We start from the raw sequence: 22,825 nt of genomic DNA, 5'->3' as shown, positions 1-22,825 counted from the left end.
TTGTGATGATTTCATTGTCGTTCACCTCAGTGGTAGCCTTGATCGCCAACACGGACTTTATCTCTAAAAATCCAATATCCCCAAAAGGTGTACACCAAAATGATTGGGATCATGATCAATGCACCAATTAATGCAAAGACCTGACTGTCTCGAGGTGCAGCAGCTTCCCAAATGGTAACAGATGGAGGAATAATGTTTGGCCATAGGGTGATGACAAAGCCAGTGTAAGCCAAGAACATCAGCATCAAGGTATAAATGAAAGGTTTGTATTCACTTCTTTTTAGACAAGCTTGCCATGTCAAGAATGTAAAAATAACCACTAAAATAGGAACAGGACTGAAATAGATCAGTTGTGGAATTGCAAACCATTTTTCAGCAATAGTAGGTTGGCTGTAAGGAGTATATAAACTGACGGCTGCGAAAATAACGAACAGTGCAAAGATTAATTTAGGCATTAATTGGTACATTCTATCTTGTAAACCATCATCAGTTTTCAAAATTAACCATCCGCAACCCAGAGCGGCATACATGATCACAACGCCTAAACCTGTAAAGAGAGAAAAGGGTGTTAGCCAATCCAAACTGCCACCGACAAAGATCCCATTTTCAGTCTCTAAACCCTGAATGTAAGCACCTAAAATCACGCCTTGTAGAAAACTTGCTAAGGTTGAACCGCAAATAAAAGCCATATCCCATAATGCTTTTGAACGATTCGCTTTAAAACGAAACTCGAACGCAACGCCCCTAAAAATTAGCGCAATTACCATCAAGGTAATCGGCATATATAGCGCAGATAAAACAGTTGCATAGACAATTGGAAAGGCTGCAAATAATCCAGCGCCTCCCAGTACCATCCATGTTTCATTGCCATCCCAAACAGGTGCAACGGTATTCATCATGACATCACGCTCTTGTTGTCCATGAATAAATGGGAACAGGATGCCGATACCAAGATCGAAGCCATCCAAAATGACATAGATCAATACGCCTAGCGCGATAATCATGGCCCAAATGAGAGAAATATCCATCTTTATTCTCCTTTCGTCTGATCTTTGGTTTCGAGGCTATCCTCAACCGCACTGAGTGGGCGCATTGGCGTTCTAAAGTGTCCAACACCACCTTGTTCTTCAACAGGGGTATGAATGAATTGAGGGCCTTTGTACATGAGTTTCAGGATGTAATAGATACCTGTTCCAAAGACAACGGTATAGACCAATACAAAGATAATCAGCGTTATACCGACTTGATTTGCAGAAACATTGGACAAAGCATCCTCTGTACGCAGGACTCCATACACAACCCAAGGTTGGCGGCCAATTTCAGTGGTAAACCATCCAGCAAGTAACGCGATATAACCCGTTGGCCCCATGATTAAGGCGAATTTATGAAACCATTTGTTCTCATAAATACGTTCTTTTTTGCGCAACCATAAGCCAACCACAGCCAGTAAAACCATCAGTGCTCCTAGACCAACCATGATACGGAAGCTCCAGAAAACTAAAGTTGAATTTGGACGATCTTCAGGGGCAAACTCTTTCAACCCTTTGACTTCACCATCGAGACTATGGGTTAGAATTAAGCTACCTAAATAAGGAATACCCACAGCATATTTAGTGGTTTCTGCTTGCATATCAGGAATACCAAACAAATAGAGGGGCATTGGTTCATTGACATTTGTTTCCCAGTGACCTTCCATCGCCGCTAACTTAGCTGGTTGATGCTTTAAGGTATTCAAACCGTGATGATCGCCAATTAAGACTTGCGCAGGTGCTGCGAATAAGATCATCCACATCGCCATAGAGAAGGATTTCTTTACTAACTCATCTCGACGACCGCGAATTAAATGCCAAGCCGCTGTTGCTGCGATAACTAATGCAGAGACTAGAAAAGCTGCAACCGCCATATGTGCAAAGCGATACGGGAATGATGGGTTAAAGACAATCGCAAACCAATCTTGAGGCACAATGATGCCATTTTCGATGCTGAAGCCTTGTGGCGTTTGCATCCAACTGTTTGAAGACAAAATCCAAAACATGGAAATACAGGTGCCAATTGCCACCATGAATGTTGCAAAGAAATGGGCTTTTTCACTGACTCGTCCCCAACCAAACAGCATGATTCCTAAAAATCCTGCTTCAAGGAAAAAGGCGGATAATACTTCATAGGTCAGCAGTGGCCCTGTAATACTTCCTGCAATTCGAGAAAACTCACTCCAGTTTGTTCCAAACTGATAGCTCATGACGACCCCAGAAACGACACCCATACCAAAGGTCACGGCAAAAATCTTGAGCCAATATTTATAGAGGTCTTGATAGATTGGATTATGACTACGTAGCCATTTCCATTCTAGAACTGCTAAAAAACAAGCGAGACCGATTGACGTTGCAGGAAAAATAATATGAAACGAGACTGTAAAGGCAAATTGGATACGTGCTAACTCTAACGCTGTTAAACCTAAGTCCATAATGAGTCCTCCAACGGATAATTGAATCGTTGAAAAACTAGTTCAACAGACACTTTTTTAGCGATGTGTTTGTCTCGCTCTTGCTGTTGATCAGCAAAAGAAATTCGATAAAGCATATAAAACTCACTTTCTCAATAATTTAGTTAAATAAATGATTACATTGAGAAAGCAAAAGGAGGGGCTCGACCTTGGGGGATGAGAAATAAACGCTGTAATGAGAAAAAGAACGCAATAAAAACTTGATATAAGTGTAAAAAGCGGACTTGTAAGCGAACAAAAACTTCTTTAACCCCAAGGGTTGGAGGAGCAACTAAATGACCATAAAAGAAACAGAATGGACATTGATGGTTAAAGTCGTGTTGATGCGAATGATGTGTCGAATCAACATGTACATGATCACTTGTTGCGTGATTATGTTCTAAATGATTTTGATGTGATACATGTGCTGAGTGAGCAGTGTGTTCATGTTTCATTTGGGAAGACAGATGCGTTACAGTCTCACAAGCTGGAGAAATTTGATATTTCTCTGGCAATAGAGGCTGCAAGAAGACAGCTATCTGTAATGCTATTGTTGCAAAAGCAAACAATATCCCAAGTCGATGTATCAAGACACTTCTCTACATTGGTATTTCAAACCAGTAAGTTGAGATTTCAAGTAATTCTTACTGGCTAACTCAACTTTCGATTAGTAGTCATCATACACCTAAATTTTAGAAAAATCTTACTTATAAATTACATATATTATTATTTTTAAATGTGATTTATTACATAATGATTTTGCTATAGTTTCTTATAGGGGTTGAACGTTGAATAAAGAACCGACCCATGCTGAAAATGCCATTGCTAAAATTCCCCACATAGTGATTCGTAAGCTGCCTTTGAACATTGATGTTCTCGCAAAATAACTCGATAAAGCACCTAAAATCGCAAGGGAAATGACACCTGTAATTAATACAGAATGCGCTACCCATTCATGCGAACTGAGTAGAATCGCTAACATGGGGAGGGCTGCACCACATGAAAATGATGCAGCTGATGAAAGTGCTGCTTGCACAGGGTTTGCTGCGGTATTTTCATGAATACCGATTTCATCACGTGCATGTGCACCAAGCGCGTCATGAGCTGTTAACTGTACTGCAACTTCATGGGCTAGTTCAGGGCTTAAACCACGCGAAATATAAATTTGAGTTAATTCTTTTAGCTCGGCATGAGGGTTTTTCTCAAGTTCATGGGCTTCTGAGCGTAGATCAGATTTCTCAATATCTTCTTGTGATTTAACAGAAATATATTCTCCAGCAGCCATAGATGTAGCACCAGAAATTAGCCCAGCAATACAGGTAATTAAAAGTGTATGTGAGCTAGCGCCACTAGCTGCCATCCCCATAATTAAACTAGTTACAGAGATAATTCCATCATTTGCACCAAGTACGGCTGCACGAAGCCAGCCAGAACGCTGCATAACATGAATTTCAGAGTGGTGAGAATGCGACATAATTTTACTCTTATATAAAATATTGTTGGTTATCTAAAAAGTGATGTATTCAAGTGTTATTTTAGTTTTATCAATGATTCATCAACTTAACTTACTTATAAAATAACTTATTTTAACGATACCAGAACAGCTGTTTAGTTATAATATGTGAATAATTCGCCGTTTTAACTCTTTGTTTAATCTACTATTCGTGGTAGTTGCGCTGAGTGCTTTTAGTTGAGATATAAGATGAACTATTCCAAGAAAAAGCCCATAACTTATTCATTATTAGCTTTCAGTTTAATGTTTCCTTTTCAATTTGCATTGAGCGCAGAGACTACTTTTGTCAAAGAAGGTGATGCTGAGTATAAGCCAGGTAACCCGATTTATGATCGTTGGGATCGGTTTTATAAGCTTGAGCCAAATCAGCCAGAACAGGCTGAAAAAGTTTTACTGGAGTTGAGCGAGCTTACACCTCAAGATGTAAAGGTTTGGAAAAGCTTAACTTACCTACAAATTCGCCTAAATAAACAAGATCAAGCACTTCAGAGTGTACAACAAGCCTCAAAACTTGCCCCGCAAGATGACCAACTTAAATTACAACAAGCCTATCTGTTAAATCAGCTCAAAAAAGACAAAGATGCACTGCCGATTTTTAAAGATTTAACGACTTCAAATAATCCTGAAATTGCAAGCAAAGCACAAGAGGCAGTTCATAATTTAAGTGGTGGCACTGTAAAATCAACATTTAAAGATATCTATTTCGCGCCATCATATGAATCACGTTATGACGACTTTATTTTCCCATTAAAAATGCGTTATGGGAAAAACTTAGATAATGGGCGTGCGCAAGTTTATGGTTTTATAAACCTTAACCGAGATACAAAGTCTAAAGGTGGTGTTCGACCAGAAATTATCGATGAGAATGCTGTAACTGTCGGTGTTGGTGCCAATTACCAACCTTGGACATCAATACCACTTCGAGCTTATTTAGAAATCGGTGGCAGTTATGATCTGATTGATCGTAATCGCGATAAATTCCGTGAAAGTGTGGTCGGTGGTGTAACAGGTTATCAAGAGTGGTATGCCAATCCAGCTCTTGAGCAACGTACAGTTTGGAATGACTATTTTACTGACTTATATGGAAACATAGCGAGTTATTCCAGAGAGGACTATAACGTGATTGCTGATTTGAGATTACGTTCAGGTTTTAATGTATATCGAGGTGAAGCTGGTACGGTACAGGCCTATGGCAAATTACATGCCTTAGCCGATTCAAAAGGTGAAAACTACAATAACTTATTTGAATATGGAGCTGGTGTGGCATGGCAACCATTTAACTACATACCTGTGAAAATTCGTGTTGAACGTCTATATGGGAACTACTTTAAAGATGCTTTGGCGGATGGTACTGACAGCTATAACAATACCCGTACCGAACTTGTTTTTTATAAGGATTTTTAAGAACCATAACGCAATTTATACCATAGCGTAACAGCATAAACAGTCCAGCGGTTCATGTAATGTGGGCCGTCAAAAATATAAACTTTTTGACCTTCATAAGCTTTTAATTGTTCAGCGATTTCCCAAGGATATGCTGAACGAAATTGTCCATTTTTCTTTGGCCTAAATGCTTCTAATACAATAATGATATGTTCTTTACCAAACTCAAGTTGAAGCTGTTCCAAAGTCTTTCTTGCTTGTTCAGGAGTACGAGTTCCTACACCGACGCCATCCTGAAAGAACACACCAGTATGCTCAGGTAACCAACTTCTTAACCAAGAATCTAAGTGATGTGGTGTTTGCTCAGCGCTATAAATACTGATCCAGACTGGCTTGGCTAGAATATTAATCGCTTTAGCTAGATCGTCTACACAAATCCATGTTGGATCTGCTTCTACGGGGAAGTAATATCCTTTAAGCGGGTATGATTGAGTTTGCTCAATAATTTTTTTTGAGTGTGTTGCCAGATTTACAACATTTGCTCGTGCTGTTTTTTCATCATATTCACCAGCAAGACCTAAAATAATATTTTCTGCCCACGGTTTTTGATTCAGTTTTTTTAGGCTGATATTTTTTTCCCATTTGGGAATATCCATATCGAGATCAAACCAAGATTTTGATTCAACAATTGACCACTGCGGAACAAAAGTATTCACACCTAATAAGTCCCAATTTCCCTTGGGGGCAGTTGTGGCTAGGTCTGGTTGCCAAAACATACCTTCAATTTGAGGAGGTTGTATGTCAGGGCTACTGTGCATACAACCTGAGGCAATTAGCGCTGAGAGAATAAGGCCAATTATAATTGATTTTTTTTTAGTCGGCCTTGTTGTTATCATTGCGACGTTTTCGCCAATACCAGAATAGAATCACCATTATAATGATCGTAGAGATGGTAACAATCAAGATGAAAAATGAAGATTGTTGTACTAAAGGCGCTTTTTGATTACCAACGATGATTTTTTGCAAAATAAAAACTTGGCCATTTTCAGCAACTAAAATCTTGCTGGCATTATTTGGAATGTCATGCTGAATTTTATCCCAAAGTCGTGTGAAGTTCTGTGCTCCCTCTAACGAGTCTGTAATAACATCAAAACGTTGATCATGTGAACTCACCAAAAAACCACGTGCAGTTGCTGGTGCATATATCACGTCAGGGTGCATTAAAACTTGTTGTCGATATATATTTGGATTGACTTGAACGTTTAAGACTTCTGGTTTGGCATTGTCAAACTTCACTAGGTTTAATGGCACAGGATCATTGGTCATCAACATTTTCTTGGCTGTTTGACTAATTGCAATCGCCATTTCTAAACTACCAGGATGGCTATCTATTGCGATGGTTGGGTGAGTTGCAAAGCTTACTGAGAGTGATCCAACACCGTTTTTCATTTTATGCGGTAATTTTACGGTTGATTTTTGGGTATCAATCCATAATGAACCTTTTGCCGTCGGTAAACATTGTGAGTTTACAATCACTGAGTTTTCCAACTTCATGCTAAACGTTGTGTCATTAGAAATATTTTTAGCAAAGTAGTTGAATTGGCGATTGACTGGATCAGAAGCTAAGTCAGCAGTTTTTAAACTGCCTGCTAATCCACCATCAATCCACGTGGTGATATTTGAGCCTTCGAGTAAACCACTTTGTACCCGAAGTGCAATTTGACCTTGTAAGATATCGGTCGGTTGCCAAACAGCAGGGAAGTTTAAAAATAGATTTTTCTCAGCTTGGTTTAATCGAAAATCACTAATCCCTAGATCGGCAAGCGTTTTAATTTCTTTCAACTGTGCCCAATTAGGCGCAGCAATTTTATTTGGAAGATATGTTGCCGAAGTATCTAATTGATCTAAATAATTAGTATTGAGTAAGCCATTGATTGCCGATTTTAGTTTCTCAGGTTGGTCATATTGAATTTCTAAAGTAGGAATATCATCCTTTAGAATAATTTGAGCGAATGTGCCATTTGGTAAAGGTGTCGCTGACTTTTTCAGTTCAATAAAGAAATTAGCAGGTTGTTCAGGAGGTGAACTTTGTTCAAACCATTTGATTTGAGTAACTGGCGTCCATGCACTCACTAAGCGACCAAGCATCGAAGCTTCAGTTAAATTGGCTGGGTTATATTTTAAAACACCAATAAAAGGTGTTGGACGCACAATTTGTGGATTGAAAAGGGCATCAGGTAGGTCTTTTAGTTTATAAACTGGGCGATGACGTAAATAATCTATTTCTGAGTTGGTTAGGTAGGTAACTTGATCCACATCTTCACTACAGAATGTCGTGCGATTCGCTGCAGGTGAAGTTGATGGTGAATATTGTTGCAGAATAAAATCAAGGCGATGAAAGCCACTTTTACTCGCAGGAATATTAAAACTCAGTTCACCCGTGCCGTTAAGCATAGTGTTATAGATGAGTTTGTCATCATATTTCACCAGTAGAGATGTGTAGTGTTCAGTAGCATATTCACTGCTAAAACGAATACTTTGCCATTCTGAACCTTTTCCGATATAGAAATAGTGAGGCTCAATGGTGTATTTATTTGAGGTATCAATATTGTCAAAAGTCCAAGTATTCCATGTCTCTGCATTGGATAAAATCGGCAAAGAGAGTGCTGCGCTGGTTAAAAGAACTTTCAATACTTGATGATGTAATGGATTTTTTTTCATTTATTTTCTCTCTTTGCTACGTTCAGTTTTGTACCACTGTAATGAGTTTCCCTGTATTTTATTTTTCAACATATCGTATGCTGCTTTGAAAACGATGAATAAGAAAATTTGGGAATAGGTTACATAGGATAAAACTGAGAAGAAATACAGTTGTGGTTTTGCTCTTTCTAATGAAAGCGTGAACCACATTTGGGCAACATATAAGCAAAATGATAAGCCCCAAAGTAAGGTGAATGGACCCGCAAGTGTGATCCCTGCAATACCGAGTAAGCCTAAGCTTAATGTGATATGACTCCATATTAGTGCTGGCACAAACAGTACATAGCACATGATGTTATTAAAGATCTCGATCCCAATTGGAAAAGGTTTTCTTAATGCAATAGGTAAATATTTACTGGTTACATAAAAGTTACCTTGTGTCCAACGAGAACGTTGTTTGATAAATACGCTGAGTGAAGGAGGGTCTTGTTGCCAACCCACCGCGTAAGGCACCCATTTGATTCTTCGCTGACCCAAGAAAATCCTAAAGCTCATTTCTGTATCATCTACCAGCGATTTTTCATCGAAACCACCTAAGGTTTCTAAGGCATCACGCCAGATCACATAGTTGGTTCCCATCAATGTTGACAGCTCAAAACGTTGCCAGCGTCCACCTTGGAAAATCCACTGAAAGAAAATAAATTCAATCGCAATAAAGCGAGTCAAAATACTATCTCGCCAGTTCCGTGTTCGAACTTTACCGTTTACTGCAACCAGCTTTTTATCGGCAAGTAAGGTCTGAGCAAGTAAACGAACGCAATCAGGTTCAGGGGTGCTGTCAGCGTCATAAACAACAATTAATTCACCTTTGGCATGAGGTAAACCATTATTTAAGGTACGAGATTTGCCTTTACCTCCCATGCCTTTAGGTACATTGACGATTTTAATACAGGGATAAATTGCCGCCATGCGCTCCGCAATTTCCAAGGTGTTGTCTTTGGAACCATCATTGATCAGTAAGACTTCATAGGCATGAGCTGGATAATCTTGTTGGGCAATCGCATGCAAAGTATCTTCGATTACAACACCTTCGTTATAGGCAGGAATCAAGACACTTAAAAATGGCCATTGCTCGGGTACAGGCATATTTTCGAGTTCGCGTGCGGCATTTTTTGAGTATTTCCAAGCTTGATAACTGAGCCATGCCCAAAAGGCTTGGGGAATCCAAATACCCAAAAAACCAAATAAGAAAAGAACATCAATTGCGGGCATTTATTCTTCTCCTACGAATGATTGAAATAATCAGGATCAGCAATAAAGTGCATCCGAGTAATAAAGAAATCCATGAAATCGAGCTACCAAATGTACTTAATAAGCTTGGATAACGGGCAGAAAAGATATAATCGAGTGGAATTACCACGGTACTCATCACTATTAAAAAGTAACCCGATAGGCTGGTTTTTACTCCCTCAGGTGTACTTTGAAACTTGGTCTTATGTATTTTCCAAGAAATTCCAAGCTGTGGATATTCAATATTATTTAGAGACATATTCTCAGGAGGATTGATAATCACTTGATAACCTGAGCTTAATGTCGCATCTGTGGTCGCATTATAAAAATATTGTTGTTTACGTTGGATGGCACGAGCTGGAATATTTAAATCATCGTCTTGTGATTGGATGATATAACTCCCCGCAGGTTGTGAAATGATGTTTTCATCCCAGCCTGTTTGTACAAACGCAACCAATGGTCGTAAACCAATTGCGGTTGAAAAAGTCGCTTTGGAGGCAAAGTATCTTGATTGCTTCATTTGGTAGTAAGCAACAGGAATAGCACCTTCACTCACTGCTTTTTTAATTCTTATATAATCAATTAAACTAAAATATTCATTGGGTAAAATAACACCAGGCTTAATACCGTGTTCAACTAACTTTTGAAAACTTTCAGACTGTAATTGATCGGAAGTGAATACTGGCCACCATGTCGGAGGCTTTGAAAAAAAGTGCGGAATTGCCTGAGTAGATTGGATTTGCGTTAATGAGTCATCATAACGTCGCTCAATTTTACAATGATAATATTCTTGATAAAAATCCTGTAAGGTTTGATCTGGGAAATTAGCGGTTGCCACTAATATTCCGCAAATGTTTACGATCACTGACATTTATGCATCTCCACTAATAGGAGCAACGCATTCATTGTGTTGTTCAATTTGAAGCTTAAGCACGCTTAGTTCTTGTAAGCGTTGTACAAATAGAGGGGCTGAGAGGTCATCATCTGATTTATTTTCATGAATGACAATACTTCTAATTTCACTAAGTTCTTCACTAATGAAATGATAAATGACACTGTCTTGATCACTTGATAAAATCTCCATGATCTTATTCTGAGTTTCTTTCCAAATATCTTCACCTAACATTTCTCGGATAAGAACAGTGTTAGTGATATGTATGCTAAATACTTTATAATGATCTTTTTGAGTGAGTTTCAATAACTTGCGTAATTCAACCTGAAAATGATTTAAAGCTGTTAGCGGTAAAATATCATGTTGATAGTTTCGATCATAACTTTGAATATCACGATAAGTTTTAAGGGCGTTTTGAATATTATGACGTACTGCACTCATAAAAATTGGTGCCATTGGAATCACAAAAAGTAAGAGTAGCTGTCTTTCAATATAGGTTTGATTGGCTAAATCTAAGGCAAAATAAACAGCCATACTTACGAATGCTACTAAGCCTAAAATCAGTGCTAAACCGACATTTAAAAAAGCACCCGCGATTAATAAGAGCAATAGGAAAATCCAACTACCGCGATAAGTTGCAGGCAGCCACTCATATGCGATTATTCCCATAAAAATTTGAGAGGAGATAATCCATAAGACGAGGGCTGGAGCAGGATTTTTTTGCATAATAGTTTTAATTTTATTAAATTATTCTGTGATTAATTTAGCATTTTAGCCGTATGCATTCGATTGTTTTATGTTATTTATTTTTTAAAATAATTGTATAAAACAGTAACATAAATTTTTTATCTATTAAATTTATGATATACGAAGCAACTTATAAGTAAGTCTTAAATACTTCAATCGCTTTTGCTCTTGATGTCTTTAGATCAACCATAGGGCGTGGATAATCTAAGTGTTTTATTGCATTTTTTGCATAAGGTTCATGGATGGTTCTAGCATCTAAATGGGCAAGCTCTGGTACCCATCGACGGATATAGTCACCATTTTCATCAAATTTTTGTGATTGGCTGATTGGATTAAAAATACGGAAATAAGGAGCAGCATCTGTTCCTGTTGAAGCACACCATTGCCAGCCACCATTATTGGCTGCCAAGTCTCCATCAATCAACTGTTGCATAAACCATTGTTCACCTTTGCGCCAGTCGATGAGTAGATTTTTGCTGAGGAACATGGCACAGATCATGCGAACACGATTGTGCATCCAGCCAGTCGCTAAGAGTTGACGCATACCCGCATCAACAATTGGAATCCCTGTTTGCCCTTGTTGCCATCGTTCCAGTCCACTCGGATCATCATTCCATGTGATTTTTTGAGTAGATGCTTTAAATGGCTGATGCTTAGAAACTTGCGGGAAGTCAAATAAGATATGTTGATAAAATTCACGCCACAACAACTCATCTAACCATGTCTGTTGACCTTCAGACTCAATTAAAAAATCACCATGTTGTTGTCTGAACAACGCTTGAATGCATTGTCGAATCGAAATAATACCGATATTTAAGTAAGCGGATAATTGGCTCGTTCCAGATAGGGCTGGAAAGTCTCTTGCTGTTTTATAATCTGTGACATGATCTTTGATAAATTGATCTAACAACGATAAAGCATAAGATCCTCCAACAGGCCATTCTTTTAAATGGCGATCCTTGATTTGGGTCAAGTAAACTGAACGTAATGTTTCGATATCCGCTGTTGATGATTGAGCAATATCAATTTGTATTTTTTTCTGAGAAGAGGGTGATGGGTAGCATTGCGGTAGACCATGTTCTAGACGTTGATAGCAGGTTTTCTTAAATGCGCCAAAAACTTGATAAGGGGTATCTGATTGATTACGGATCGAAGCAATAGGGAATAGAGTACGATCATGAAAAAGATGAAACTCTTTTTTTTGTGAATTGAAAAAGGCTTGTACTTCCTTATCTCGTTTTAACTCATTGACACCGAATTCGATATTGGCAAAGATGTTTTCAATCTGAATCTCTTGCAGAAGTGCGTTGAAGTAATCAGGAATATCTTTCCAAAAATCAATGTTTTTTATAATCAGCGGAATATTGAGTGCGTTTAGTTGTTGTTCCAATTTTTGTAATTGGCGTAAATAAAAATCTATTTTAATTGCTGCATCATCATGTCGTTGCCATTGTGCAGGTGACAAAATGCAGATTGCAATGCAAGGACCAGCTTGAGTTGCATGCCATAGCGCAGCATGATCATGGATTCTTAAATCTTGGCGAAACCAAATTAACTGATAAGCATTTGACATAGAATGGCTGTATTAAAATTCAATTTAAAAGATTAACTATTATTTTATCTAAGTCTATGTGAAGAAAAAGCAAAGCCGAAGCTTTGCTTTTTTAAAATCTAATTCAAGAAATGAATTAGTGGTGGTGACCACCTACACCGTGTACGTGACCGTGATCTAATTCTTCTTGAGAAGCGTCACGGATTTCTACGATTTCAACTTCGAAAGTAAGGTCTTGACCAGCAAGCGGGAAGTTTGCATCAACGATAACGTTTTCGCCTTCGATCGCTTTAACTGTAACGATTTGAACGCCGTCATCAGTTTGAGCTTGGAATTGCATACCAGGTTGGATGTTGTCTACACCTTGGAACATTTGAGCTGGAACTTCTTGAACTAGGTCAGGATTGTATTCGCCGTAACCTTCAGCAGCTGGAACGTTTACAGTGAATTTCTCACCAACAGTTTTACCTGTAAGTGCATTTTCTAAACCAGGAATGATGTTGCCCGCGCCGTGCAAATATGCAAGTGGTTCACCTTGAGATTGATCAAGTGTTTCACCCTCAGCGTTTGTTAAAGTGTAGTGGAATGAAACCACGTGGTTATTTGCAATAGCAGTCATGTTATTTGATCCATTCAATCAATTTAGGTGTACATCATAAAGTGAAAAATAGGTTCTTTTCCACTTTTTGACACTATTCAACTATAAATGGGAACGAAATTTGAGATTTCAACTCAATACAGTTTAATTTTTGGGCGGACACGACGCGTCAGAAAATCTTTCATTGTTAACATACCTGCTTGGGTATAACCATGAATATTCGCTTGATGCAGTCGGTAGAGTGAGACGTACATGGTTTTTGCAATAAAGCCTTGAACGCTGACATCGCCGAGCAATTCTCCTACAGCTTGATTACGGCTCAATGAAACCAATGAACCTTTATCATTAAAGCTAAACATAGGTTGTGGCGTGCCTGCTATGCGAGCCGCCATTGCATCCACTAGAAACGTTGCTTGCTGACTGGCTACTTGAGCACGAGGGCCCAATGGTGGTTGACGTGCATCTAACTGGCAATTCGCGCAGTCACCAAAAGCAAAGACATTTTGATCGGAGTAGGTTTGTAGCGTCGCGTAAACCATCAAACGATTAATCTTATCTCGTTTGAAATCATCGAAACTTTCTAAAACCTTAGGTGCTTTTACACCTGCTGCCCATACTGTGATATCTGAATGGATGACTTCACCATGACTAAAATAGACATTTGATTCATCCACTTTTTGGACTTTATGTTGAGTCAAAATTTCAATGCCCATTTTTTTAAGCTGTTTTGCACTATGCGCAGCAGTCTTTTCATTTAATGCTGGCAAAATACGGTCAGATGCTTCGATCAGCGTAATTTTGACTTGTTTAGGGTCAATTTTCTTCAAGCCATAACGGTAGAAGTTCTTGGTGGTTTCAATTAACTCAGCAGCAAGTTCAACGCCTGTTGCACCCGCACCGACAATTCCAATATTCAAAGCGCGTACATCTGCTTGATTTTGCGCCTCGATATAAAGATGGAATAAATCTTGTTGGAAAATATCAGCTTGCTGGCGGCTATCTAGGAAATGACAATGTTCACGAACACCTTCTGTTCCAAAATCATTAGATACCGAGCCGACAGCAAGCACTAAGGTATCGTATGTGAGGTTTTGAATTTGAGGCGTGTGTTCTTTGGAAAGCTGTGGGGGAGAAATCACAATTTGCTTTTGGTCTTTATTGACCTTAATGAGTGTGCCGAGTACAAACTCGAAATGATGCTTTTCAGCGTGGGCAAAATAATTGGTTTGTTCTTCGTGAGGATTGAGAGAGCCAGCGGCTATTTCGTGAAGGAGAGGTTTCCATATGTGTGTGAGGTTTTGATCGACTAGGGTAATTTTAGCTTTCTTTCGTCTACCAAAACGTTCACCTAGTTGTGTTGCAAGCTCTAAACCACCTGCGCCACCGCCCACAATCACGATATGATGTAAGGTTTTGCTCATGATTAACCTAATTATTTTTGTGAAAGGATGGTTGGATTATGCCATCCTTTTTTCACGATTGTATGGTCAATCTTGATAAAAATAGTAGACTTTTTATCCTTGATTTAGAGGGTAAAGTTTGGCAACCTTAGAATCATTGGTTGAAAAAAATGAGAATAAATTAGAGAACCAAATCATAATTTTCTGGAAAATATTAGCCTCTTCAATATGCACATCATTCTCAATCTGAAAGCTGCGAATTAACTGATTATTTTGATAAATTGACACAGTTGCCAAGTTCATCACTTGCATCAATGGTGCAGTTAAATGCTGTTCATTCAACTCAATATTGATATGCGTATTTGTTGTTTGTAATGGCTCAACCGATGTTACTTGCTGGTTAGCATCCACTAAATGAATACGTTGTGTCGTTAAGTCAAAGCTATTTAAGTCGATGGGTGCCGTTGGAGCGTATAAAGAGGTAGTTACAATCGTGGGTTGTTGAGTTTCAACCTTAAACATTTTTAACGTTGATTTAATTACGGGTAACTCAGCGATCAATCTTTGTTGTGGAATAACTTCTTCGTCACGCGTATAGGTATAAGCTAGGTTCATAAGCTTATGCGCCACTTCCGCACGCTTTTCCGCACTTGGCGTACCTAGAACCACAACAATCAGACGGCGTTTTTCAACATGAGGATTAAGGGTTGGGCGTTCAGCAGTGAGTGCCAAATTATAACCCGCTGCTTTGGTATAACCTGTCTTTAAACCATCTGCTGTTGGATCCATTTTTAATGCAAGGTTAGTTGCATGATGGAAATGTTGGTTATAGCTAAAGCTTGGCATTTTTGAATAGTATAAATATTCTGGTGTTTGTTTCACGATTGCTTTTGCAAGCATGCTCAGATCAGCCGCAGTAGAGTAGTGATCAGTCATCGTGATCCCAGCTGGATTACTAAAGTGAGTGTCTTTCATACCAAGTGCTTGAGCTTCTTGGTTCATTCGAGCAACAAACTGAGGAACACTACCTGAAATCTTTTCCGCAAGTGTTACTGCCGCATCATTGGCAGACATGACAATCAAGCCTGCTAAAAGCTGATCAACAGAAATTTGTTCGCCCGTTTTTAAATACATCTGGGACTCATCCCACATGATGGTATTCACCACAGGCGTTGCCGTAATAACGTCTTCTTTACGTAATTTTCCAGCTTCTATTTCTTTTAACGCGATATAAGCAACCATCATTTTTGTCAGTGAGGCAGGGGCACGTTGTACATGACTATTGTGCTCTGAAATGATCTGTCCTGACTGAGCATCAATGATAGACCAAGCCTGTGCTTCAACTGATTCTGGTGCGATATTAAGTAAATTTGCATGCGCGAAGTTGACACATAGCAAGCTAAACAACGTAAAGAGAGAGAGGATGAATTTCACGTAAACACCTTGTGTTGCCGATCCAATGGCACGAAATGCGAAAGAAGCATCCTATGACTTTTTGGCTATGGAAGCTAGCGACTTTTGCTGACAATTACGACATCTACGCATGACTTTGTAAAAAAATGCTAAGCTGTGAGAAATTGTTCTTATTTTTACGATCTAAAGCTATGTTGCACTACCAAATTGAGTTCGACGATTATCGCCAACATCTTGTTCATGTCACCCTTCGTTTTCTAGCAAATCCTAACCAAGAACTTTGGTTGCCAACGTGGATACCGGGTAGTTATTTGGTTCGAGAGTTTTCAAAGCATATCGAATCAGTGAAGGCTTCTGATGAAGCAGGGCGCATACTGAGCATTAAAAAGACAGAAAAGAATCGCTGGCGTTTATTCAATACGGATCATGAGCTGATTACAGTTGAATATGATGTCTATGCATATGATCTATCTGTTCGTGGTGCTTACGTTGACCAAACTCGCTTATATATCAACCCAGCATGTGTTTGCTTAGGTTTACAAGATCAAGAACAAGCGCCTTGTGAAGTTGAGGTCTTCCTACCTGATGAGCTAAAGCATTTTCAGATTGCAACAGGTCTAACTTCAAAGAGCCTCGTCAAAGGTCGTTTCACATTAAAAGCTGAAAATTATGATCAGTTGATTGATAGTCCATTTGAACTTGCTGATCAAAGTCGTTTTTGTTTCGAAGCTAATGGTATTCCACATGAGTTTGTGATTTCTGGTAAACACAGTACCGATTTAGATCGTTTAAAAGCAGACATCAAGAAAATCTGTGAAACTGAAATTAACATGTTTGGTTCTGCGCCATTTAAAGACTATACCTTTATGACGATGGCGACTGGTAATAGTTATGGTGGATTAGAACACTGTAATAGTACGAGTTTAATTACGCCACGCGATGACCTTCCAAAAGCAGGCGAAGCTGAAGAACCATCCAAGGATTATCAACGTTTCTTAGGCTTATGTAGTCATGAGTATTTCCATTCATGGTTAGTTAAATTTATCCGTCCTGAAAATTTTGCCAATTATGATTTGCACAAAGAAGGCTACACCAGCTTACTTTGGATTTTTGAAGGTTTCACCTCTTACTATGATGATTTAATTTTATTGCGTAGCGGTGTGATTTCTCAGAAGTCATATTTAGATTTACTCAAAGCACAAATTGATCGTTATTTGCAAAATCCTGGTCGCTTTATTCAGTCAGTTTCTGAGTCGAGTTTTGATGCATGGATTAAATTCTATCGCCAAGATGAGAACTCAAATAATGCGGGAACGAGTTATTACAACAAAGGCAGCTTAGTCGCACTGTGTTTAGATTTAGGATTGCGTTTGCGTGGTTCGAATCTTGACTCTCTCATGCGTCGTTTATATGAAAATACTCAAAATGGGATGCAAGTAAATGATCGTACCATTGTTGAGCTATGCAATGAGTTGACGGGGGATAATTGGATTGAACAAATCAATCACCTCATCAATACTACAGATGAATTACCACTCGATCAGTTGTTTCCTGAGTTTGGTTTAAGTTACAGCATTAAAAATGACAAGGCTTTGCCATTTGGTTTAAAAGTGGCAGATAAGGCGGAAGGTGTTGTGATTCAACAAGTGCGTCGCGAGAGTGCTGCTGCTCAGGCAGGCTTATCTGCTAACGATGTCATTATTGCAATTGATGGTTTAAAGGCATCTGAAAAGTTGTTGGCGAAGTATGCAAAGCAACAAGGCACATTTACTGTGTTTGCTTTCCGTCGTGATGAATTGTTGCAGTTTGAAATTTCAGCTGGAGAAAATTCACTACCAACAGTTGAATTTAACATTGATGATCAAGTGAAGTTAGACGCTTGGTTGAAAGGCTGATTTAGTCAATGATCTAAATTCTTAGATCAAGATCTTGATCGAAAAGAGGGACTCGATTTAGAGTCCCTCTTTTTTTAAATTTAATTCCCACGATATGTTGAATATCCATAAGGACTGATGAGCAGTGGGATATGATAGTGTTCAAGTTTTCCATCAACAGAAAAGATGACAGGAACTTCTGGGAAAAATGAACTCTGTTTATTCTTTTGAAACCATTCACCTGTTTTAAACGTCACTTTATAAATACCTTTTTCAAAAGGTGTGTCCTGTGGATATAGTGCAGTGATTCGACCTTGTTGATTCGTCGTGCTTTCACTTAGTTCTTTCCATTGATTCTTTTCTTGTTTTTCTAAAATCACTTTTACACCAGCAGAGGGAAGACCATTCTCTAAATTGAGGACGTGTACGCTTAGCGGGTTTTGAGCAAAGCTAAAAGATGAAATAAAAATCGCTGAAAGCGGAACAAGCGCTTTAATCATGTTTCTGATCCTAAAAATAAAAAAATGATTTTAATCATTTGTTCAAAATTTAGGTTTACAAAATGTATATGAAACTAGAGTCGAATATTCGTTTCGATTTAAACAATCTATTATGAATAGATATTTCTTGTAAAAGATTGGACATATATTTATGTACAAATATAAGTTCAAAGATGAATGCACAAATTGGATAAAAAAATATTCATATTGTGGTATTTCGTAGCGAAATGTCGTTATCACGATATATTGCATTGACTGAGAAGTAATCAAAGCTGATACTCTCATGTTTTATTTAATCTAACCGGTTCGTTAGTGGTAAAGCTTAAGCTTTATACTATTATTTCGTAGCGAAATGTCATTATCACGGGATATTGCGTTGACTGCGACAAGATCAGGGCTGATACTCTCAGACCTTATTTAAGCAAACCGGTTTTAAAGGACTGGGTCAAAAGCTCGCTCCTCAAAAACTCAACCTAACACAAGGGGCTATATATGGCTGGTGGAAAGTCAAAAATCATTTACACACTGACTGATGAGGCGCCACTACTGGCGACCTATTCTCTACTGCCGATCATTGAGACCTTTACTAAGCCAGCTGGCATCGAGATTGTCAAGAGTGACATTTCTGTAGCTGCACGTGTACTTGCAGAATTCTCGGACTATTTAAGCGACGAGCAGAAAGTGACTAACAACCTTGCGGAGCTAGGTCGTCTCACGCAAGATCCAGATACAAACATCATTAAGCTTCCAAATATCAGTGCTTCTGTTGCTCAGTTGACTTCATGTATCAAAGAGCTTCAATCAAAAGGTTTTCCAATCCCTGACTATCCAGAAAACCCGACCACTGAAGAAGAGAAAGCAATCAAAGCTCGTTACGGTAAATGTCTTGGTTCAGCAGTAAACCCTGTTTTACGTGAAGGTAACTCTGATCGCCGTGCGCCAACTGCTGTTAAGAATTATGCTAAAAAACACCCGCACTCAATGAGCGAGTGGAAGCAATGGTCACAAACTCACGTTTCACACATGGAAGAAGGTGACTTCTACCATGGTGAAAAATCAATGACGCTTGATCGCGCACGTAATGTAAAAATGGAACTCATCACTAAAAATGGTGAAACCATTGTGCTTAAGCCGAAAGTTGCGCTTCAAGACGGTGAAATCATTGATTCAATGTTTATGAGCAAAAAAGCACTTTGCGATTTCTATGAGAAAGAACTCGAAGATTGTCGTGAAGCTGGTATCTTGTTCTCATTACACGTAAAAGCAACCATGATGAAAGTTTCGCACCCGATCGTATTCGGTCACTGTGTGAAAATTTACTACAAAGATGCTTTTGAAAAACACGGTAAGTTATTTGACGAATTAGGTATTAATGTCAATAACGGTATGGCTGGTCTCTACGAGAAAATTGAGACGCTTCCTACATCACTCCGTGAAGAAATTATCGAAGACTTACACGCTTGCCAAGAACACCGCCCTGCATTAGCAATGGTAGATTCAGCAAAAGGCATCACTAACTTCCATTCGCCAAATGACATCATTGTCGATGCATCTATGCCAGCAATGATCCGTGCGGGCGGTAAAATGTGGGGTGCTGATGGTAAGCAGTACGATGCTAAAGCGGTTATGCCTGAATCAACTTTCGCACGTATTTACCAAGAAATGATCAACTTCTGTAAATGGAATGGTAACTTTGACCCACGTACCATGGGGACTGTGCCAAACGTTGGTTTGATGGCGCAAAAAGCAGAAGAATACGGTTCACACGACAAGACTTTTGAAATTTCTGAAGCAGGTGTAGCAAACATCACTGACCTAGAAACTGGCGAAGTTTTGATGTCTCAAAATGTTGAGGAAGGCGATATCTGGCGTATGTGTCAGGTGAAAGACGCACCAATCCGTGACTGGGTGAAACTTGCTGTAACGCGTGCGCGTAACTCTGGTATGCCAGCAATCTTTTGGTTAGATCCATACCGTCCACACGAAAATGAGTTGATCAAGAAAGTTGAAGAGTACTTGAAAGATCACGATACAGATGGTCTAGATATCCAAATCATGTCACAAGTTCGTGCAATGCGTTATACGCTTGAGCGTGTAGCTCGTGGTCTAGATACGATTTCTGTAACAGGTAACATCTTACGTGACTACTTAACTGACTTGTTCCCAATCATGGAATTGGGTACTTCAGCGAAAATGTTGTCTATCGTACCGTTGATGGCTGGCGGTGGAATGTACGAAACAGGTGCGGGCGGCTCAGCGCCTAAACACGTACAGCAGCTTGTAGAAGAAAATCACTTGCGTTGGGATTCTTTAGGTGAGTTCCTTGCGTTAGCTGTTTCTTTAGAAGAGCTTGGTATCAAAGAAGATAACAATCGCGCTAAATTGCTTGCTACAACATTGGATCAAGCAACTGGTAAACTTCTTGACAACGATAAGTCTCCATCACGCCGTACAGGTGAATTGGATAACCGTGGTAGCCACTTTTATTTAGCAATGTACTGGGCTGAAGCTTTGGCTGCTCAAGACGAAGATGCTGAATTGAAAGCTAAATTTGCACCTCTTGCAAAAGCATTGGCTGAAAATGAGCAGAAAATTGTTGCTGAATTAAGTGAGGTGCAGGGTAAAGCTGCGGACATTGGTGGTTACTATGCAGTAGATACTGCAAAAGTAAATGCTGTAATGCGTCCAAGTGCTACGCTTAATGCTGCGCTTGAAACAATTTAAGTGTTAATACAGAACTAACAAGCTTGTTGGTAATGTAAAGAGACCGATGCGTAAGCATCGGTTTTTTATTTATAATATTAAATGGTTGAATTAAAATAGACCCAAAATACCAAGGAAATTAATTTAATAGGATATGACGTTGTAAAGATGAAAACTTCAAACGCTAATTAAAATTATAGAAGATTGTTTTGATGAAAATAATGGTTGAAAGAAAGAGTTGGAATGAAATCTTAATAAGTTGTACTTTGCTTGTAATTACTTATGGTATCTTGGCAATGCAAGTTGATATTTATCATAAAAACTTTAATTACAAATGGACTGAGAAATTTATTCATGAAGATTCTTCATTTAAGATATATAGTTCTTATAAAGTAAAAAGGAAAAGCTTTTTTAAGAATTATTATTTAAAAATATATAAAGGAGATCAACTTTTTTATACAGATGAATGTGCCTTATCTTTAGAAAATTACTGTAAATCTATAATTGAAAGTGGAGGCCTACCAATTCAAAATTTAAAATATAAGGAAGGCATAGGGGGATCTAATCAAGATGTTATTTATTATGTTCAGTCTTTTGAGATAATAAATAATGGGGAAAATAAAAAAATTGATTATTCTTTGGTAGATACTAGTCCTAAAAAGGGAAATAATATTTTTTTTATAATCATTGCTCTCTTATTATGTTTGGCTGCACATATTTGGATTATAAGGAAATGGCTTTTAACGAGGAAAAAGGATTTTACTGAAGTGAATCAATTGGAATATTGGATAGTTAAAATTGGATTGCCATTGAGTATGGTTGCGGCTTTCATCTTGTTTTTTAATAAATTTCAGTCTATTTAAGGTTTAAACATAAAGATTTGGAAAAATAAATATGTTATTAAGGAGCTATTTTATAGCTCCTTAATACTAATACTTTAAAAGATATTAACGACCATTACGGGTGCGACCGCGTGGTGCTTTGGTATTTGGACGCGTTGTACCATTGGTCTTACGACGTGGTTTTTCGCTCTCATCCATTTGCCAAATACGCTTAGTACCTGACTTTTTCTTTTCACCACCTTTAGCATCGCTATCTTTCTTCTTCTGGTGCATTGCCTTACCGCCAGTACCACCCGGTTTTTTCACATAAGAACGAGAGCGATAAGGCTTATCTTCAGGCACATCTTTAAAATCAGGATATAGCAAAGGTTCGATTTCGGTTTGCTCGCCCGGTTGTAAACCCATACGAACTAAATCAATAGAACCAATCTTAGTACGAATCAAACGCAAAGTCGGAAAACCAACAGCAGCTGTCATACGACGAACTTGACGATTACGACCTTCACAGATTTGCAGCTCAATCCAACTCGTCGGAATATTCGCACGGTAACGAACAGGTGGATCACGCTCCCATAACCATTCAGGTGCATCAACCTTGATCGCTTTTGCAGGTAAAGTCATACCATCAGCAAGTTCAACCCCTTTACGAAGTTGCTCAAGTGCTTCTTCAGTTACATCACCATCAACTTGAGCGAGATAAGTTTTAAATTTCTTATTCACTGGGTTGGTAATGTATTGATTTAAACCGCCGTGATCAGTAAGAAACATTAGACCTTCTGAGTCAAGATCTAATCGACCTGCGAGACGTAAATCTGGGTCGTGAATAAAATGAGCAAGCGTGAGATGAGCTTCATCCTCACGGAACTGCGACAATACGTCGAAAGGTTTGTTAAATACGACTATTTTCATATAAATATACTACTTGGGTTTTAGGCG

Annotated in this window: 19 protein-coding genes; 4 read left to right on the top strand and 15 right to left on the bottom strand. The window is 38.6% G+C overall.

Features of this window, described 5'->3' with window-relative positions; translation table 11 throughout:
* Nucleotides 1–26: 26 nt before the first annotated feature.
* From cydB to ACF8D3_RS14760, 4 genes are all read right to left on the bottom strand, one after another.
* Nucleotides 27–1,028 carry a cytochrome d ubiquinol oxidase subunit II gene (gene cydB / locus ACF8D3_RS14775; protein WP_392472139.1) on the bottom strand — a complete coding sequence of 334 codons (1,002 nt, stop codon included), beginning with the start codon at nucleotides 1,026–1,028 and terminating at the stop codon, nucleotides 27–29.
* Nucleotides 1,029–1,030: 2 nt separating this feature from the next.
* The gene (locus tag ACF8D3_RS14770) at nucleotides 1,031–2,464 is read right to left on the bottom strand and encodes a cytochrome ubiquinol oxidase subunit I (protein ID WP_392472137.1); all 1,434 of its coding nucleotides are present in this window, start codon (nucleotides 2,462–2,464) and stop codon (nucleotides 1,031–1,033) included.
* 155 nt (nucleotides 2,465–2,619) lie between these two features.
* Nucleotides 2,620–3,072: a DUF2946 domain-containing protein gene (locus ACF8D3_RS14765; RefSeq protein ID WP_171254136.1), complete on the bottom strand. Its 453-nt coding sequence runs from the start codon at nucleotides 3,070–3,072 to the stop codon at nucleotides 2,620–2,622.
* 182 nt (nucleotides 3,073–3,254) lie between these two features.
* On the bottom strand, nucleotides 3,255–3,956 hold the full coding sequence (locus ACF8D3_RS14760; protein ID WP_392472135.1) for a VIT family protein: 702 nt from the start codon (nucleotides 3,954–3,956) through the stop codon (nucleotides 3,255–3,257).
* A 228-nt stretch (nucleotides 3,957–4,184) separates the two neighbouring features.
* Here ACF8D3_RS14760 and ACF8D3_RS14755 point away from each other — a divergent pair, with 228 nt between their 5' ends.
* Complete coding sequence (locus tag ACF8D3_RS14755; protein ID WP_392472134.1) at nucleotides 4,185–5,399, top strand: tetratricopeptide repeat protein; 1,215 nt, start codon at nucleotides 4,185–4,187, stop codon at nucleotides 5,397–5,399.
* Here ACF8D3_RS14755 and ACF8D3_RS14750 read toward each other — a convergent pair.
* From ACF8D3_RS14750 to ACF8D3_RS14710, 9 genes are all read right to left on the bottom strand, one after another.
* Nucleotides 5,396–6,196 carry a hypothetical protein gene (locus tag ACF8D3_RS14750; protein ID WP_392472133.1) on the bottom strand — a complete coding sequence of 267 codons (801 nt, stop codon included), beginning with the start codon at nucleotides 6,194–6,196 and terminating at the stop codon, nucleotides 5,396–5,398. The genes ACF8D3_RS14755 and ACF8D3_RS14750 overlap by 4 nt on opposite strands.
* A gap of 55 nt (nucleotides 6,197–6,251) precedes the next feature.
* Nucleotides 6,252–8,099 (bottom strand): hypothetical protein, encoded by a 1,848-nt coding sequence (locus ACF8D3_RS14745; RefSeq protein WP_392472132.1) that lies wholly within the window; start codon nucleotides 8,097–8,099, stop codon nucleotides 6,252–6,254.
* Nucleotides 8,100–9,350 carry a glycosyltransferase family 2 protein gene (locus ACF8D3_RS14740; protein ID WP_007481689.1) on the bottom strand — a complete coding sequence of 417 codons (1,251 nt, stop codon included), beginning with the start codon at nucleotides 9,348–9,350 and terminating at the stop codon, nucleotides 8,100–8,102.
* Entirely contained in the window at nucleotides 9,337–10,239 is a 903-nt protein-coding gene (locus ACF8D3_RS14735) for a hypothetical protein (protein ID WP_392472131.1), read from the bottom strand. Before ACF8D3_RS14735 ends, ACF8D3_RS14740 begins: the two co-directional genes overlap by 14 nt.
* On the bottom strand, nucleotides 10,240–10,986 hold the full coding sequence (locus ACF8D3_RS14730) for a hypothetical protein (protein WP_061396607.1): 747 nt from the start codon (nucleotides 10,984–10,986) through the stop codon (nucleotides 10,240–10,242).
* 151 nt (nucleotides 10,987–11,137) lie between these two features.
* Complete coding sequence (gene phrB / locus ACF8D3_RS14725; RefSeq protein WP_392472130.1) at nucleotides 11,138–12,580, bottom strand: deoxyribodipyrimidine photo-lyase; 1,443 nt, start codon at nucleotides 12,578–12,580, stop codon at nucleotides 11,138–11,140.
* Between the two features lie 115 nt (nucleotides 12,581–12,695).
* Entirely contained in the window at nucleotides 12,696–13,178 is a 483-nt protein-coding gene (locus tag ACF8D3_RS14720) for a peptidylprolyl isomerase (protein ID WP_004878390.1), read from the bottom strand.
* Between the two features lie 113 nt (nucleotides 13,179–13,291).
* Nucleotides 13,292–14,578: an NAD(P)/FAD-dependent oxidoreductase gene (locus ACF8D3_RS14715; protein ID WP_061396605.1), complete on the bottom strand. Its 1,287-nt coding sequence runs from the start codon at nucleotides 14,576–14,578 to the stop codon at nucleotides 13,292–13,294.
* 93 nt (nucleotides 14,579–14,671) lie between these two features.
* Nucleotides 14,672–15,991, bottom strand: coding sequence for a D-alanyl-D-alanine carboxypeptidase PBP6B (locus ACF8D3_RS14710; RefSeq protein ID WP_007481682.1), 1,320 nt, complete (start codon nucleotides 15,989–15,991; stop codon nucleotides 14,672–14,674).
* A gap of 170 nt (nucleotides 15,992–16,161) precedes the next feature.
* Between ACF8D3_RS14710 and ACF8D3_RS14705 the strand changes: the two genes are divergently transcribed.
* The gene (locus ACF8D3_RS14705) at nucleotides 16,162–17,865 is read left to right on the top strand and encodes a M61 family metallopeptidase (RefSeq protein ID WP_392472128.1); all 1,704 of its coding nucleotides are present in this window, start codon (nucleotides 16,162–16,164) and stop codon (nucleotides 17,863–17,865) included.
* 80 nt (nucleotides 17,866–17,945) lie between these two features.
* Here the strand turns inward: ACF8D3_RS14705 and uraH are convergent, their stop codons facing one another.
* Nucleotides 17,946–18,344, bottom strand: coding sequence for a hydroxyisourate hydrolase (uraH, locus tag ACF8D3_RS14700; protein ID WP_061516628.1), 399 nt, complete (start codon nucleotides 18,342–18,344; stop codon nucleotides 17,946–17,948).
* Between the two features lie 492 nt (nucleotides 18,345–18,836).
* Here uraH and ACF8D3_RS14695 point away from each other — a divergent pair, with 492 nt between their 5' ends.
* Both ACF8D3_RS14695 and ACF8D3_RS14690 read left to right on the top strand, forming a co-directional pair.
* Nucleotides 18,837–21,068, top strand: coding sequence for an NADP-dependent isocitrate dehydrogenase (locus tag ACF8D3_RS14695; protein WP_392472126.1), 2,232 nt, complete (start codon nucleotides 18,837–18,839; stop codon nucleotides 21,066–21,068).
* Between the two features lie 191 nt (nucleotides 21,069–21,259).
* The gene (locus ACF8D3_RS14690; protein ID WP_392472124.1) at nucleotides 21,260–21,910 is read left to right on the top strand and encodes a hypothetical protein; all 651 of its coding nucleotides are present in this window, start codon (nucleotides 21,260–21,262) and stop codon (nucleotides 21,908–21,910) included.
* Between the two features lie 84 nt (nucleotides 21,911–21,994).
* Here ACF8D3_RS14690 and ACF8D3_RS14685 read toward each other — a convergent pair whose 3' ends face one another.
* Nucleotides 21,995–22,798: an rRNA large subunit pseudouridine synthase E gene (locus tag ACF8D3_RS14685; RefSeq protein WP_392472123.1), complete on the bottom strand. Its 804-nt coding sequence runs from the start codon at nucleotides 22,796–22,798 to the stop codon at nucleotides 21,995–21,997.
* Nucleotides 22,799–22,825 lie beyond the last annotated feature (27 nt).

It is taken from the genome of Acinetobacter sp. YQ_14 (assembly GCF_043102985.1).
Taxonomy (GTDB): domain Bacteria; phylum Pseudomonadota; class Gammaproteobacteria; order Pseudomonadales; family Moraxellaceae; genus Acinetobacter; species Acinetobacter venetianus.
The sequence above is the reverse complement of the archived record's forward strand: the minus strand, read 5'-3'. Positions and strand labels throughout refer to the sequence as shown.

What these genes read in the sequence shown, in the direction of transcription:
- ACF8D3_RS14755 (WP_392472134.1), top strand. Translation starts at nt 4,185, where the DNA reads ATGAACTATTCCAAGAAAAAGCCCATAACTTATTCATTATTAGCTTTC.
- phrB (WP_392472130.1), bottom strand. Translation starts at nt 12,580, where the DNA reads ATGTCAAATGCTTATCAGTTAATTTGGTTTCGCCAAGATTTAAGAATC.
- uraH (WP_061516628.1), bottom strand. Translation starts at nt 18,344, where the DNA reads ATGATTAAAGCGCTTGTTCCGCTTTCAGCGATTTTTATTTCATCTTTT.
- ACF8D3_RS14745 (WP_392472132.1), bottom strand. Translation starts at nt 8,099, where the DNA reads ATGAAAAAAAATCCATTACATCATCAAGTATTGAAAGTTCTTTTAACC.
- ACF8D3_RS14735 (WP_392472131.1), bottom strand. Translation starts at nt 10,239, where the DNA reads ATGTCAGTGATCGTAAACATTTGCGGAATATTAGTGGCAACCGCTAAT.
- ACF8D3_RS14740 (WP_007481689.1), bottom strand. Translation starts at nt 9,350, where the DNA reads ATGCCCGCAATTGATGTTCTTTTCTTATTTGGTTTTTTGGGTATTTGG.
- cydB (WP_392472139.1), bottom strand. Translation starts at nt 1,028, where the DNA reads ATGGATATTTCTCTCATTTGGGCCATGATTATCGCGCTAGGCGTATTG.
- ACF8D3_RS14685 (WP_392472123.1), bottom strand. Translation starts at nt 22,798, where the DNA reads ATGAAAATAGTCGTATTTAACAAACCTTTCGACGTATTGTCGCAGTTC.
- ACF8D3_RS14715 (WP_061396605.1), bottom strand. Translation starts at nt 14,578, where the DNA reads ATGAGCAAAACCTTACATCATATCGTGATTGTGGGCGGTGGCGCAGGT.
- ACF8D3_RS14695 (WP_392472126.1), top strand. Translation starts at nt 18,837, where the DNA reads ATGGCTGGTGGAAAGTCAAAAATCATTTACACACTGACTGATGAGGCG.
- ACF8D3_RS14770 (WP_392472137.1), bottom strand. Translation starts at nt 2,464, where the DNA reads ATGGACTTAGGTTTAACAGCGTTAGAGTTAGCACGTATCCAATTTGCC.
- ACF8D3_RS14730 (WP_061396607.1), bottom strand. Translation starts at nt 10,986, where the DNA reads ATGCAAAAAAATCCTGCTCCAGCCCTCGTCTTATGGATTATCTCCTCT.
- ACF8D3_RS14760 (WP_392472135.1), bottom strand. Translation starts at nt 3,956, where the DNA reads ATGTCGCATTCTCACCACTCTGAAATTCATGTTATGCAGCGTTCTGGC.
- ACF8D3_RS14690 (WP_392472124.1), top strand. Translation starts at nt 21,260, where the DNA reads ATGAAAATAATGGTTGAAAGAAAGAGTTGGAATGAAATCTTAATAAGT.
- ACF8D3_RS14720 (WP_004878390.1), bottom strand. Translation starts at nt 13,178, where the DNA reads ATGACTGCTATTGCAAATAACCACGTGGTTTCATTCCACTACACTTTA.
- ACF8D3_RS14705 (WP_392472128.1), top strand. Translation starts at nt 16,162, where the DNA reads ATGTTGCACTACCAAATTGAGTTCGACGATTATCGCCAACATCTTGTT.
- ACF8D3_RS14750 (WP_392472133.1), bottom strand. Translation starts at nt 6,196, where the DNA reads ATGCACAGTAGCCCTGACATACAACCTCCTCAAATTGAAGGTATGTTT.